The organism is Variovorax sp. DXTD-1 (genome assembly GCF_003984625.1).
In the GTDB taxonomy this organism is placed as follows: Bacteria; Pseudomonadota; Gammaproteobacteria; order Burkholderiales; family Burkholderiaceae_C; genus Variovorax.
The window spans coordinates 213,516-227,464 of record NZ_RWKH01000006.1 but is presented as its reverse complement, the minus strand read 5'-3'; the positions used below and the strand labels follow the sequence as shown (position 1 = coordinate 227,464).

General features: G+C 65.5%; 14 protein-coding genes. 7 read left to right on the top strand and 7 right to left on the bottom strand.

Features of this window, described 5'->3' with window-relative positions:
- Window positions 1-203: 203 nt before the first annotated feature.
- Entirely contained in the window at window positions 204-1,649 is a 1,446-nt protein-coding gene (locus tag EJI00_RS08040) for a PLP-dependent aminotransferase family protein (RefSeq protein WP_126746939.1), read from the bottom strand.
- A gap of 91 nt (window positions 1,650-1,740) precedes the next feature.
- On the opposite strand from EJI00_RS08040, the gene EJI00_RS08035 reads away from it, so the two are divergent.
- The 3 genes from EJI00_RS08035 (at window position 1,741) to EJI00_RS08025 (ending at window position 4,321) form a co-directional block, all read left to right on the top strand.
- Window positions 1,741-2,514 (top strand): NAD-dependent epimerase/dehydratase family protein, encoded by a 774-nt coding sequence (locus EJI00_RS08035; protein ID WP_126746938.1) that lies wholly within the window; start codon window positions 1,741-1,743, stop codon window positions 2,512-2,514.
- Entirely contained in the window at window positions 2,511-3,059 is a 549-nt protein-coding gene (locus EJI00_RS08030; RefSeq protein WP_126746937.1) for a cupin domain-containing protein, read from the top strand. The genes EJI00_RS08035 and EJI00_RS08030 overlap by 4 nt, the downstream gene beginning before the upstream one ends.
- Window positions 3,060-3,163: 104 nt before the next feature.
- The gene (locus EJI00_RS08025; protein WP_126746936.1) at window positions 3,164-4,321 is read left to right on the top strand and encodes an ABC transporter substrate-binding protein; all 1,158 of its coding nucleotides are present in this window, start codon (window positions 3,164-3,166) and stop codon (window positions 4,319-4,321) included.
- 31 nt (window positions 4,322-4,352) lie between these two features.
- Here EJI00_RS08025 and EJI00_RS08020 read toward each other — a convergent pair whose 3' ends face one another.
- Entirely contained in the window at window positions 4,353-5,072 is a 720-nt protein-coding gene (locus EJI00_RS08020; RefSeq protein WP_126746935.1) for a Crp/Fnr family transcriptional regulator, read from the bottom strand.
- Between the two features lie 99 nt (window positions 5,073-5,171).
- On the opposite strand from EJI00_RS08020, the gene EJI00_RS08015 reads away from it, so the two are divergent.
- From EJI00_RS08015 to bglX, 4 genes are all read left to right on the top strand, one after another.
- On the top strand, window positions 5,172-5,762 hold the full coding sequence (locus EJI00_RS08015) for an HD domain-containing protein (RefSeq protein WP_126746934.1): 591 nt from the start codon (window positions 5,172-5,174) through the stop codon (window positions 5,760-5,762).
- Window positions 5,763-5,783: 21 nt separating this feature from the next.
- Window positions 5,784-6,551 carry a class II aldolase/adducin family protein gene (locus tag EJI00_RS08010; protein ID WP_126746933.1) on the top strand — a complete coding sequence of 256 codons (768 nt, stop codon included), beginning with the start codon at window positions 5,784-5,786 and terminating at the stop codon, window positions 6,549-6,551.
- 95 nt (window positions 6,552-6,646) lie between these two features.
- Window positions 6,647-7,525 carry a bile acid:sodium symporter family protein gene (locus tag EJI00_RS08005; protein ID WP_126746932.1) on the top strand — a complete coding sequence of 293 codons (879 nt, stop codon included), beginning with the start codon at window positions 6,647-6,649 and terminating at the stop codon, window positions 7,523-7,525.
- A 117-nt stretch (window positions 7,526-7,642) separates the two neighbouring features.
- Window positions 7,643-9,916: a beta-glucosidase BglX gene (gene bglX / locus EJI00_RS08000; protein ID WP_126746931.1), complete on the top strand. Its 2,274-nt coding sequence runs from the start codon at window positions 7,643-7,645 to the stop codon at window positions 9,914-9,916.
- 103 nt (window positions 9,917-10,019) lie between these two features.
- Here the strand turns inward: bglX and EJI00_RS07995 are convergent, their stop codons facing one another.
- The 5 genes from EJI00_RS07995 to urtD all read right to left on the bottom strand — a co-directional run bounded on the left by EJI00_RS07995 (window position 10,020) and on the right by urtD (window position 13,931).
- Window positions 10,020-10,370, bottom strand: a complete 351-nt coding sequence (locus tag EJI00_RS07995) for an alpha/beta hydrolase (protein WP_126746930.1) — start codon at window positions 10,368-10,370, stop codon at window positions 10,020-10,022.
- A 147-nt stretch (window positions 10,371-10,517) separates the two neighbouring features.
- The gene (locus EJI00_RS07990; RefSeq protein ID WP_126746929.1) at window positions 10,518-10,862 is read right to left on the bottom strand and encodes an FmdB family zinc ribbon protein; all 345 of its coding nucleotides are present in this window, start codon (window positions 10,860-10,862) and stop codon (window positions 10,518-10,520) included.
- Between the two features lie 7 nt (window positions 10,863-10,869).
- The gene (fmdA, locus tag EJI00_RS07985) at window positions 10,870-12,102 is read right to left on the bottom strand and encodes a formamidase (RefSeq protein WP_126746928.1); all 1,233 of its coding nucleotides are present in this window, start codon (window positions 12,100-12,102) and stop codon (window positions 10,870-10,872) included.
- A 41-nt stretch (window positions 12,103-12,143) separates the two neighbouring features.
- Window positions 12,144-12,833, bottom strand: a complete 690-nt coding sequence (urtE, locus tag EJI00_RS07980) for an urea ABC transporter ATP-binding subunit UrtE (protein WP_126746952.1) — start codon at window positions 12,831-12,833, stop codon at window positions 12,144-12,146.
- Between the two features lie 354 nt (window positions 12,834-13,187).
- On the bottom strand, window positions 13,188-13,931 hold the full coding sequence (gene urtD, locus EJI00_RS07975) for an urea ABC transporter ATP-binding protein UrtD (protein WP_126746927.1): 744 nt from the start codon (window positions 13,929-13,931) through the stop codon (window positions 13,188-13,190).
- Window positions 13,932-13,949: the final 18 nt, after the last annotated feature.

Below are 13,949 nucleotides of genomic sequence, written 5' to 3'. Positions count from 1 at the left end.
AGGTTGTGCAATGGGCCATCGAACATAAGACTGCGGCCCTGTTGCCAAATTCTTCACGCATTCGAGTTGCCTGCGATCTGGTGGGCACCCATAAAGGCCGGAGCAATGAGGTTGAGGCTGACATGGCTGCAGCTGGGCACGCTCACCAAGCGCATGGAAAACACGACGGACTGAGCCCTCCCGGCCTCGAGGCCGGCGCTTCTTCAGGGCCTTCGGTCCAAGGCGGCCCGCAGCTTCGTTGCAAGCTGCTGCGCATGCACGGCGGAGCCGATGTTGGTGAAGCCGATCAGCAACCCCTCGTCGCTGAAATTCGCGGTGCCGCGCGCGGACAGCGGCTGGCAGTTCAGCCCCGCGAGTTGCGCACGGCGGGCCAGTTCCGCGTCGCTTTCGCGCCGCTGGTCGAAGCGCGCAATCAGGTGCATGCCGCCGCTCTGCAGATCGATGCGCACATCCTCGCCGAAGGCCTTCGTCAGCCCGGCCGCGAGCATGCTGCGGCGCCTCGCATAGAGCAGCCGCATCTTTTTCAGGTGGCGGGAGAAGTGGCCGTCCCGCATGAAGTCGGCGACCACGGCCTGCGTGATCTGCGGGCAACCGTTCGACCACGTCTGCACTGCCGCGCCGAAGACATCGCGTAGCAAGTCGGGCACCACCACATAGCCCAGCGCCAAACCGGGATACAGCACCTTCGAGAAGCTGCCTGCGTACAGCACGCGATCATGGCTGTCGAGGCTCTTGAGCGCGGGCAGCGGCGGACCGGCGTAGCGGTATTCGCCGTCATAGTCGTCTTCGACGATCCAGGCCTTGGCCTCCAAGGCCCAGGCGAGCAACTGCAGCCTGCGTGCGAGGGACATCGAAACCCCGAGCGGCGCCTGGTGAGACGGGGTGACGATGGCCATCTTCGCTTTTGCTGCCTTGCGCATGCCGCTCGCCACGACCATGCCCTCTCGGTCCACGGGCACTGGTAGGGGTCGCTGGCCGGCGTGGCGCAGCACCTCCTGTGTCGGCGGATAGCCCGGGTCTTCCACCCACACGCGGTCGCCACGCGCGAGCAGCGTGCGCGCAATAAGGGCGAGCGACGCGCGGTACCCGCCCGTCACGAAGACCTGCGACGGGTGGCAAGAGACGCCGCGCGAGACCTGCAGATAGGCGGCAACGGCAGTTCGCAACCCCGGGTGGCCCGACGGATCGCCGTAGAACATGTCGGCCGCGCTCGTCGCCCTGACCCGGCGCGACACCAGCCGCGCCCAGAGCTTGCGTGGAAAGGCGTCGAGTGCCGGAATGCCCAGCTGCAGGGGTGGCGGAGGCGCGGGTTCGGCAAGTGCCCGGTCGAAAACCCGCGCCTCGGATCGCCGAGGCTCGCGCCGCACCGGCAGGCGAGATGGGAGCAGCGGCGAAACCACGGTGCCCGCCTGCCCTTGCGGCGAGAAATAGCCTTCGCCCGCAAGCTGGTTGTAGGCCGTCTCGACCGTGCCCCGTGCCACGCCCAGTTCGCTGGCCAGGCTGCGTGCGGATGCCACGCGGTCTCCCGGGCGAAGCACGCCCTGCTCGATGGCCGCCTTGAAGCGCTCATAGATCTGCCGGTGCAGCGGAGTCGACCTCCTGCGGTCGATCTTCAAAAGCGCTGCGGAAGATTTTTTCTCTTTGGTCATGGCCCATTCATTTTGACGAATCTTGGCTCTTTGTCATGGGTCATCGAAAACCTAAGCTCCATCCGTCGAACAGCCAGAAAAAGGACATGCAATGAGCGAGACGATATTCGTGGCAGGTGCAGCCGGCGCCATCGGCACCGCGCTGGTCCCGCTGTTGATCGAGGCGGGCCATACGGTGTACGGCAGCACCCGGCGTCCGGAGCGCGCGCGTGCGCTGGAGGCGCACGGCGCGGTACCTGTCGTTGTCGACGTGTTCGATGCACACGCCCTGTATGCGGCCGTGGTCCGCATCAAGCCGGACACCGTGATCCACCAGATCACCGATCTGCCGCCGGATCTCGATCCGAAGCTGATGGCCGATGCCGCCTACCGAAACGCACGCGTTCGCACCGAAGGCACGCGCAATCTTGTGGCTGCGGCCCTCGCGGCCGGCAGCCGCCGGCTGGTGGCGCAGAGCATCGCCTGGGTTTACGCGCCGGGGCCGCTGCCCCACGTGGAGGAACATCCGCTCGATCTCCAGGCCGAAGGCGCGCGCCGCGTCAGCGTCGAGGGCGTGGCGGCGCTGGAGCGCAGCGTATTGAACGCCAAGGGCATCGCGGGCACGGTGCTGCGCTATGGGCAGTTCTACGGCCCGGGAACGTCGAATGCCGGGCCCAAGGGCACGTGCCCGGTTCACGTGGAAGCCGCGGCATGGGCGGCGGTGCTGGCGCTGCGGCATTCGCCTGGCGGCGTCTTCAATATCGCCGAAGACAACCCCGAAGTCAGCAGCGAGAAGGCGAAACGTGAGCTCGGCTGGCACGCATCGCTGCGGCTGCGCGAGCGGCAGGGCGAAGCACAAGGGCAACGCATGGGAGTTGCATCATGAAGGCGGTGCGGCTTCATGGTCGCCATCGCGGCCAGCTCGGCGCGGGCATGGCCGCACTCTCCCTGGTGCTTGCCGGCGGCTGGGCGCTGATGCCTCACAGCAACCGGCAGGAGGCTGCGCAGTGGTTCGCCGATGTGTGCAGCACCATGAGCCGGCCCATGTTCGCTTCAGCCCCCGCGCCGGCAGGCTCGGGCGCCGATGCACGGCCCGCGACCTCGGTCAAGATGCTCTCGTGCGAACCACTGCCCAACGTGCCGGGCAAGTCGGTGACCACGGTCCTCGTCGACTTCCCGCCGCTCGCCTATTCGCCCGCCCACCGGCATCCGGGCTCGGTGACCGCCATCATTCTCGAAGGCACTATCCGCTCGCAGCTTGCAGGCGGCCCGGTAGGCACCTTCAAGAGCGGCGAAACCTTCTTCGAGCCGCCGCGCACGCTGCACCTCTTTGCGGAAAACCCCGATGCGGTGCGCCCCGCGAAGCTGGTCGCAGTGTTTGTGGCCGACGAGAACTGCGGACCGCTGCTTCTGCCGCCGGACGCCGACTGAGCGCCCCCGGGGAAGCGCCCTATGGCCGCCGTTACACCTCGGCGGCTTCCCCGCAGGCACCGAAATTGCTACACTTTTTTACTAATTTAGACAAAGGGTGGCAAATGAACAGCTCTCGCAGGCAAGTACTGAAGACGTCCGGCGCACTGCTGCTGGGCAGCGGCCTTTCTCTTCCCGCACTCTCGCAAACCGCCAAGGCGCCCGCCGGCGCCAGGGTCGTGCTGCTGGGCCAATCGGTGCCTTTGACGGGCGCGGCCGGCGAGATCGGCCTGGCCTTTGCGGCCGGCAGCCGGCTTGCCGTGGGCGAGTTCAACGAGCGCAACGCGGCCAGCGGGCTCCAGCTCAAGCTGCTGCAGCTCGACGACGGCTACGACGCCACCCGTGCCGCAGCCAACGCCCGCACGCTGCTGGGCACGGACAAGGCCGACATGCTGTTCGGCTTTGTGGGCACCGCCAGCAGCGATGCCGGCGCCAGTGTTGCCGCGCAGCAGGGCAACCTGCTGTTCGCGCCCTTTGCCGCAGCCGATTCGCTGCGCGAGGCAAGCCATCCGAACGTGTTTCACGTGCGTCCCGGCATGATCGACGAAGCTCTGAAGATCGTGCGCCAGTGCGCCACTGTGGGGCAGACGCGCATCGCGCTGGTGGGCGACGACGACGCCATGGGCCGCGCGGGCCTGGCCGCCGTGCAGCAGGCCGTCACCGAGCTCAAGGTGCCGCCGCTGGTGGCCACGGCCATGGTTCCCATGGGCGGCGACAAGCTCGACGCAGCGCTCAAGACCGTGCTGCAGCAGACGCCACAGGCCATCGTGCTGGTGTCGCTCTCCGGCACCACGGCCAACGCCATCCGCAAGCTGCGCAAGAGCGGCTACACGGGCAGCTTCATGGCGTTCTCGATCGTGGGCATCGATCCGCTCTACGCCGAACTCGGCAAGGACATCGGCGGCATCGTCATCTCGCAGGTGGTGCCGTCGCCCCGGCCTTCGGCCATTCCCATCGTCAAGGAATACCGCGCCGCCGTCGACAACTCCGACCAGACGCCTTCGTACGAAGGCCTGGAGGGGTTCATTGCCGCCAAGGTGGTGGGCGAAGCGGTGCGGCGCGCGGGACGCAGCTTCACCACTGCCAGCCTGCAGCGCGTGATGACGGCCATGACCGACTACGACGTGGGCGGCTTCCGCATCAACTTGCGGCCCGGCCTGCGCGATCCCTCGCGAAACATCGACCTGATCAGCATCTCGGCGGACGGCCGCGTCTTGCGCTGAATACGCCTGAACACGCGCTGAATGCGCCGGGCTACCCGCTACGCACCAGCGCCTGCAGCGCATCGACCGACAGAAGCTCGATGCGCCCATAGCTCAGCGAAATTACCTCGTCGCGCGCCAGCGCGTTGAGCTCCTTCGAGAGCGTCTGACGCGTAACGCCGAGCATCATGGCCAGCGCTTCCTGCGGCAGCATCAGCGTGCGGCGCAACTGCACCGATTGCGTGGCGTCGCCGCGCGCCAGCACCAGCAGGCGGTGCGCCACGCGCGCGCGCAGGCTGCGCAGCGTGGCATCTTCGGTCAGCCCGTAGAGCATGCGCACCCTTGCGGCCAGCATCATGGCAATGGCGTGGGCAAAGACAACGTCGCGCATCTGCTGCGCAAAAGCCTCGGGCGGCACCACCAGCAGATCGAGCGGCTCCAGCGCGGTGGCGTCGTGCGTGCGCGGCGAGCCGTCGAGCAGCGTGATCTCGCCGAACCAGTTGCCGGGCTCGAGCACTGCAAGGATGGCCTCGCGCCCGTCCTGCCGCAGCGAAGAAATCTTGATGGTGCCGGCCACAAGGCCATAAAAGCCCCCGCCCGCCGCATGCACCGGGTCGCCCTGGCGAAACACCATGGCACCGCGCCGCAGGTGGATGAGTTCGGCCGCGCCAAGCAGGGCCTCGCGCTGTGCCCGCGGAATGCTCGTGAACCACGGGTTGCGCTCCATCGCAGCCAGGTGCGAAGCGGAAAGGCGCGGCTTGGAAGCGGGCATCGGGGGTTTTCCAGACCCCTGCATTGTCAAATTCTTGACAGTTCCACGTCAAGCACGGGTCTACAGTGGCCGGCACCCCACAAGAACGGAGACCACACGATGAGCGAACGGGCGAGTTTCAGGAGCATGCAGGAGAGCACGCGCGAAGACTGGCAACTGATCGGCGGCGAGTTCATGCAGTTCGCGGGCGGCCTGCCCGAGCGCGTGATCAAGCACCTGCAGATCCTCGAAGGCGACTACGGCGGCTTTCCCGTCGACCGCTACACCCATTCGCTGCAGACCGCGACCCGCGCGCTGCGCGACGGCCGCAACGAGGAATACGTGGTGTGCGCGCTGCTGCACGATATCGGCGACACGCTCGGCAGCTTCAACCATCCCGACATTGCCGCCGCGATCCTGAAGCCCTTCGTGAGCGAAGCCAACCACTGGATGGTGCAGCACCACGGCATCTTCCAGGGCCACTACTTCTTTCACCACATCGGCCTGGACCGCGACATGCGCGACAACTTCAAGAGCCATCCGCATTACGAGCGCACAGCCGAGTTCTGCGCGCTGTACGACAACCCGGCCTTCGACCCCAAGGCCGAGACCTTGCCGATCAGCGAGTTCGAGCCCATGCTGCGCCGGTTGATGGCGCAGCCCAAGCAGAGCATCTACAAGACGGTGCTGAAAGAACCGGCCACCGCCTGACCCCAGAAAGGAACACTCACCATGAACGCAAACTCCCAATCCGAAATCCAGAAACTCGTCTCCGCCGAAGAGTGGCAACTGCGCGTCGACCTTGCCGCCTGCTACCGCCTGGTGGCGCTCTACGGCTGGAGCGACCTGGTGTTCACGCACATCAGCGCGCGCATTCCCGGGCCCGAGCACCACTTCCTCATCAACCCCTACGGCCTGATGTTCGACGAGATCACCGCGTCCAGCTTGGTCAAGGTCGACCAGCAGTGCAACAAGATCATCGACTCGCCCTACCCGGTGAATCCGGCCGGCTTCGTGATTCACAGCGCCGTGCATGCCGCGCGCGAAGACATCCAGTGCGTGTTGCACACCCACACCAAGGCTGGCATCGCCGTGAGTGCGCAGAAGAACGGCGTGTTGCCCATCAGCCAGCAATCGACCTTCGTGCTGGCCTCGCTGGCCTACCACGACTACGAAGGCGTGGCCTTCCGCGACGACGAGAAGCCGCGCCTGCAGGCCGACATGGGCAACGCCAATTTCCTGATGCTGCGCAACCACGGCCTGTTGACGTGCGGCAAGACCATTGCAGACGCCTTCCTTTCGATGTACACCTTCGAGAACACCTGCCAGATCCAGATCGCGGCGCAGTCGGGCGGCGGCGAACTCACGCAGGTGAACCCGAAAATCGTCGAAGGCGTGGGCCAGGCGATGAAGGTCCAAACGGGCGGCCTGGGCGGCCAGTTCGTCTGGCCCTCGCTGATCCGCAAGCTCGACCGCATCGACGACAGCTACAAGCAGTAAGACGCGCCGATTCCGGTTTCCACGGCTGCCAGCGCCTGCGCGACAGGTGCCGGCAGCCATTTTTTTAGAAGAAGCAAGAAGAGGAGACAACAAGCATGGACGCTACGCTCATCGTGACCCGCTTTCTGTTCGGCGCGCTTGCGCTGGTGATGTTCGGGCTCGGTCTTTCGCTTTCACTGGACGACTTCCGGCGGCTTTTCAAGCACCCCAAGGCAGTGACCATCGCGCTCGTGCTGCAGGTCATCGGCCTGCCGCTGGCCTGCTACGCCATCATTGTCGGCTTCGGACTGTCGCCGGTGTTCGCCATCGGGCTCATGCTGCTCGCGGCCTCGCCGGGCGGCATTTCGGCCAACCTGTTCTCGCACCTGTTCGGCGGCAACGTGGCCATGAACATCTCGCTCACGGCCGTGAACACGCTGCTGTCCATCGTCACACTGCCGCTCATCGCCAACTGGGCCATCAATCATTTCGCGCAGAGCGGCCAAGTGGTGCCGTTGCAAACGCGCAAGCTGGTGGAGGTCATCGCCATCGTGCTGGTGCCGGTGGCCATCGGCATGTTCGTGGCCGCGCGCAAGCCCGGCTTTGCGGCGCGCATGGAAAAGCCGACCAAGATCTTCAGCGCCGTGGTGCTCGCGGTGGTGACGGTGCTCGCCATCGCGAACGAGTGGAAGACCATCACCGCGACCTTCGCCGAGATCGGGCTGCCCGTGCTGCTGTTCAATCTGCTGAGCCTGCTCGCGGGCTACTACCTGAGCCGCGCCGCGGGCCTGGACAAGCCGCTGGCCACCGCCATCAGCTACGAGATCGGCATCCACAACTCCACGCTGGCCATCTTCATCGCGGTGAGCGTGCTGGGCAGCTTTCCGCTCGCGCTGCCGGCCGCGATCTATTCGGTGGTGATGTACATCACGGCCCCGCTGTTCGGATGGCTGTTGCTGCGGCGCCGGCAACCCGTGGTGGCGCCTGCGCGATGATGCGCGCATGGAACTGAGGCAACTGCGCCTCAAGTGCGACCGCTCTTAAACCGGGTGTAACAGCTCCAAAGACCGGCCGTGCCGTGCGGTCAGGCTTTGGCGTGAGAATGGCGGGCCATGCACGTTCGAATCCCCGCCATGGCGGCCCTGCTGGGCCTGGCCTGTTTTCTCCCCCCCGCCTCCCACGCAGCCCCGGCCACCGCCGAGGGCCCCGAGGTCGCGGACGCTCGTATCGATTCGCTCGTCGCCCGCATGACGGTCGAGGAGAAAGTGGGCCAGCTCAGCCTCTACGGCCCCGCCGACACCAACATTCCCGGCAACCCCCAGGTCGGCCAGCGCAATGCGCAGCAAGAGATCGACGACGTGCGCGCCGGCCGGCTCACCGGCCTTTTCAACAACCAGGGGCTGGAACGCAAGCGCGTGCTGCAGGAAGTGGCCGTGCGCGAATCGCGCCTGGGCATTCCGCTGCTCTACGGCGCAGACGTGATCCATGGCTTTCGCACCATCTTTCCGATGCCGCTGGCAGAGGCCGCGAGCTGGGAGCCGGATCTCGCCGAGCGCACCGCGCGCGTGGCGGCGATTGAAGCCAGCGCCGACGGCTTTCGCTGGACCTTTGCGCCCATGGTGGACATTGCGCGCGATGCGCGCTGGGGCCGCGGTATCGAGGGAGCGGGCGAAGATGTGTACCTGGCCAACCTGTTCGCGGCGGCGCGCGTGCGCGGCTTCCAGGGCAGCGATCTCTCGCGCGCCGATGCGCTGCTGGCCACGCCCAAGCACTTCGCGGCCTATGGCGCCGCCGAGGGCGGGCTCGACTACGCCGCCACCGACATCTCCGAGCGCACGCTGCGCCAGGTGTACCTGCCGCCATTCCGCGCCGCGCTGGACGCGGGCGCGCTCTCGGTGATGAGCGCGTTCAACGAAATCTCCGGCATTCCCTCGATTGCAAACCCCGCGCTGCTGACGGGCGTGCTGCGCGACGAGTGGAAGTTCAAGGGCTTTGTCGTTTCCGACTACACCGCCGACGAGGAGCTGATTGCCCATGGCTACGCCGCCAACGGACGGGAAGCAGCCAGGCAGTCGTTCCTTGCCGGGACCGACGTCAGCATGCAGAGCGGCCTCTACATGCGCTACCTGCCCGAGCTCGTGGCCTCGGGCGAAGTGCCGATGGGCCGGCTGGACGATGCGGTGCGCCGCGTGCTGTGGGTCAAGCAGAAGCTCGGCCTGTTCGACCAGCCCTTTCGCGGGCTCGACGGCCCTCCGGCGCAGGCCCGCGCCGAAAACCCCGCGCACGTTGCGCTGGCGCGCGAGGATGCACGCCGTTCCATCGTGATGCTGAAGAACGAACGCGCAGTGCTGCCGCTGCCCAAGTCCGGCAAGAAGATCGCGCTGATCGGGCCCTTTGCCTCGGGCACGCAGGACCTGCTTGGCGCCTGGAGCCTCTTCCCGGGCCAATCGCCCCCGGTCGGCATCGAAGACGGCCTGCGTGCGGCGCTGCGCGACCCTTCGGCATTGACCGTGGTGCGCGGCTCGGGCATCGAGTCGCCGCTGGCCGGCGGCATCGAGGCCGCAGTGTCCGCCGCGCGCGACGCCGACGTGGTGGTGCTCGCCATCGGTGAAGGCCAGCTCATGTCGGGCGAGGCCCGTTCGCGCACCGACATCGGCCTTCCCCAGGCGCAGCAAGACTTGGCCGAAGCGGTGGCCGCGACCGGCAAGCCCGTGGTCGTGCTGCTGAGCAACGGACGCGCAATGGCGCTCAGGGGCGCGGTGCGCAATGCCGACGCGATTCTTGTCACCTGGTTTCTGGGCGTGCAGACCGGCACCGCCATTGCCGACGTGGTGTTCGGCGACTTCAATCCCTCGGGCCGGCTGCCGGTGAGCTTTCCGCAAACCTCCGGCCAGGTGCCCTTCTACTATGGCCAGAAGCGCACCGGCCGGCCGCTGCCCGACAACGATCAGGCCATGGCTTTCAAGACCCGCTACGTGGACACCACGAATCAAGCGCTCTATCCCTTTGGATACGGCATCGGCTATGCACCGGTGCGCTACGACGGCGTCGAGCTCAGCCGCGACAGGCTGCCGCTTGGCAGCGCCCTACGCGTGCGCGCCACAGTCACCAACACCGGCCAGCGCGAGGCAGAGGAAGTGGTGCAGCTGTACACCGCCGAACGCGCCGCAAGCGTGACGCGGCCTGTGCGCGAACTCAAGAACTTCCAAAAGGTGCGCATCGAGCCCGGCGCATCGAAGGTCGTCGAGTTCACGCTCGGCGCGGAAGACCTGAAATTCATCGGCCGCGACATGAAGCCAACCGTCGAACCCGGCGAGTTCGATTTGTGGGTAGCGCCTTCGGCTACCGGCGGCATACGAAAGAGCTTTGCGCTGACGCGGGAGTGATGGACGCCGCGCAGCGCATCTAGCCTCCCAGGCTTCTACAGCAACGGAAAACGGGCCCCATCGAGGGCCCGTTCTTCATCGCAGTGGTCAGCGAGAGATCGGCTTACAGGCCAGCTTGGCGCGTGAACGACACGCTGGGCTTCTTGTAGGCTTGCGGCACTTCGTCGCGGTAGAAAGCGCGGCGGTCGAGGCTTGCCAGCGGGTCATGCGCCTTGGCAACGGCTTCGGCCTGGATCACCGAGCGGTCGGCGGTCGAGGTGAAGGCTTGTGCGCCGGCGCTGGCGCCTTCGCTGTATTCGTTGCCGGCGCGAGCGGCGGCAACAGCTTGCGGTGCCACTTCGGAACGCGACACGCCCGAGTTAACGGTCAGCACGCCTTCATAGGTTTCTGCGTGCGCACCGGCGGCAGCCAGGAGCGAGAGAGCAGCGGCAGCGAGGATCTTCGAGGCATTCATTTCAATCTCCTAATGGGTTGGTTGGTGAGATGAAGTTTGATCCCGAACACCCATGAAAAAACGCCGCAAAACGAATCACGGCGTTCACGAGATTGAAACAATCGGGCGGCTCCGAGGGGCCGCGCGTCCCGCACTGTTAGCGCAGTATTAGTGCGAAATCATCCAGGGCCGCTTCGACGGCGCGGACTTCGCGCCGCTGGGCGCGGTCACCGTCGCACTGCGCCGCGATGAGCCCGAACAGCAGCCGCAGCCCGCTGGATGCTTGAAGCGCGCGTAGTCGCGCGAGCTGCCCGGCTCGTGCCTTGCGCGCTCGTTGGTCTCCATTGCACGGCGTGTGCCCGAGGCCATCAGTGCGAGCCGCGGCGCGGCCGAAAGTACACGCGGCGATGCGCACCCGCAGTCGGGGCAAGCGGCCGGCTCGTCGCGCTGGCCCGAAGGCCGCAGCGCCTCGAAGCCGCCGCATTGGCCGCAGGCGTAGTCGTAGGTAGGCATGGGCGCGTCAGACCAGGTCGTGCGAGAGCGGCATGTCGATGCTGCCGTCGATCATCTTCACAGGCCCCGATGCATTCGGGTTGATGTCGAAGTCGAAGATCTGCGTGGGCAGCCACAGTGTGGCGCAAGAGTTGGGCACGTCGACCACACCGCTGATGTGGCCCTGCACAGGTGCTGTGCCCAGGATCGAATAGGCCTGTGCGCCCGAGTAGCCGAACTTCTTCAGGTACTCGATGGCGTTGAGGCACGCTTGCCGGTAAGCCACGTTCACGTCGAGGTAGTACTGCTTGCCGGCCTCGTCGACCGAAATGCCCTCGAAGATGAGATAGTCGTTGTACTGCGGCGTGATCACGCTCGGCTTGAAGATCGGGTTCTTGATGCCGTACTTGGCCATGCCGCCCTTGATGAGCGAGACCTTCATGTGCACCCAGCCGGCCATTTCGATGGCCCCGCAAAAAGTGATCTCGCCGTCGCCCTGGCTGAAGTGCAGGTCGCCCACCGAAAGGCCCGCACCGTCGACGTATACCGGGAAGAACACCTTCGAGCCGCGCGACAAATCCTTGATGTCGCAGTTGCCGCCATGCTCGCGCGGCGGCACGGTGCGTGCGCCTTCGGCTGCAGCCTTGGTGCGGGCCTCGCCGGTCATCTTGCCCATGTGGGCGGTGCCGGCGAACGGCGGATTGGCGAGGCCGGGCACACGGGTCGGATCGGTGTCGATGAGCTTCTGCTCACGCTCGTTCCACATGTCGAGCATGGGCTTGTCGGGCAAGCAGCCGATGAGGCCGGGGTGGATCAGGCCCGCGAAGTTCACGCCGGGGATGTGGCGCGAACTGGTGAACATGCCCTTGAAGTCCCAGATGGATTTCTGCGCCTCGGGAAAATGGTCGGTCAGGAAGCCGCCGCCGTTCTTCTTCGAGAAGAAGCCGTTGAAGCCCCAGAGGCTGTCCTGCTTGGCGCCGATGTCGAGCAGGTCGACCACCAGCAGGTCGCCGGGTTCGGCCCCCTTCACACCCACAGGGCCCGAAAGGTAGTGCACGGTGCTCAGGTCGATGTCTCGAACGTCGTCGGCACTGTCGTTGTTCTTGATGAACCCGCCGGTCCAGTCGAAGGTCTCGAGAATGAAGTCGTCGCCCGGGTTCACCCAGCAGGCCATCGGAATGTCCGGGTGCCAACGGTTGTGGATCATTTCGTTCTCGGTGGGCGGCTTGGTCAGGTCGACCTTGATCAGCGTGTCCGTCATTTGCAGTGGCTCCTGGTTGGGTTGTGGTTAAACGAAGAAGGTCACACGGAGAGGTAGGCCTTGATGTGATCGACGTCGGTCTTGTCGCGCGCGGTCTCGTGCACGAGCCGGCCGCCCTCGATCACGAACAACCGGTCGGCCACGTCCATCGCAAAGCTCAGCACCTGCTCGGACACGACGATGGTGATGCCGCGCAGCTTGCGAATCTCGTTAAGGGCCTTGGCAATGTCCTTGATGATCGAAGGCTGGATACCCTCGGTAGGCTCGTCGAGCAGCAGCACCTTGGGGTCGGTAACGAGGGCGCGAGCAATGGCAAGCTGCTGTTGCTGGCCGCCGGAGAGGTTTCCGCCCTTGCGGCGCTTCATGTCCCAGAGCACCGGAAACAGGGCGTAGATTTCTTCGGGAATGCGTTTCGTCTTTGAGTTCTCGAGGCCGGTCTGGATGTTTTCTTCGACGGTCAACGTCGGAAAGATCATGCGGCCCTGCGGCACGTAGGCAATGCCTTTGGCCACGCGCTTGAAGCTTTCGTCGCGCGACACGTCCTGCCCCGCCACTTCGATGCGCCCACTCTTCAGAGGCAGCACGCCCATGAGGCTCTTGAACAGCGTGGTCTTGCCCATGCCGTTGCGGCCCATGATGGCGATGGTTTCGTTGACATGGCCTTCGAACGAAATGCCGTGCAGGGCTTCGCTCTGGCCGTAGGCTGTGTGCAGGTCATCGACCTTCAGCATGATGTTGCTCATTCAGTGACTCCTGGCGTGTTTTGTTCAGGGCTGTGCACGGGCTGTTGTTCAGGGCGTGTGCACAGGCCACCGGGTACTCCCCTCCGCGAATGTCCCCCGGGGCTGCGCCCCTCCTCCTTTATTTCGCTGCGCGGAGCACCCGATGCCCTGTGCACCAGGGCACGCTGCTATTGATCCTGCGATCAACGACCACTCTGAATCACGCACACGTCGATGGGGTGCCTTGCGCAGCGAAATAAAGGAGGAGGGGCGCAGCCCCGGGGGACATTCGCGGAGAAAGGTACCCCGTCGGCGGGAGCGCCGCCCTGAACAGCGCAAGCTGCGAATAGAACAAGACGCCATCTAGTGCCCCAGATAAACGTCGATGACCTTCGGATCCGCCTGCACCTTCTCCATAGGCCCCTCGGCCAGGATCTTTCCCTGGTGCATCACGGTGACCTTGTGCGCGATCTGCTTCACGAAGGCCATGTCGTGCTCGATGACGATCACTGCGCGGTTCTGGCAGATGCGCTTGAGCAGCTCGGCCGTGAGCTCGCGCTCGCGCGCGCTCATGCCTGCAATGGGCTCGTCGAGCATCAGCAATTCGGGCTCCTGCATCAGCAGCATGCCGATCTCCAGCCACTGCTTCTGACCGTGGCTCAGCAGGCCCGCCTCGGTGCGCAGCTTGTCAGCCAGGCCGATGTCTTCGGCCACCGCCTGTACCTTGGCCTTGACCTCGTCGTCGCACTTGAACGCCAGTGCGCCGAGCACCGAGCGCCCCTTGGGGAACGACACCTCGAGGTTCTGGAACACGCTGAGGTTCTCGTAGATCGACGGCGTCTGGAACTTGCGGCCGATGCCCAGCCGCACGCGCTTGTGCTCGGCCATTTTTGTGAGTTCGGTGTTCTTGAACTTGATGCTGCCGCTGCTCGCCCGCGTCTTGCCGCAGATCAGGTCGAGCAGCGTGGTCTTGCCGGCACCGTTGGGGCCGATGATCACGCGCAGTTCGTTCTTGTCGATGTAGAGCGTGAGATCGTCGATGGCCTTGAAGCCGTCGAAGGAGACGGTGAGGTCTTCCACCGCAAGCGCGAAGTCGGTATTGCTCATGAAGTGTTCCGATTGGTT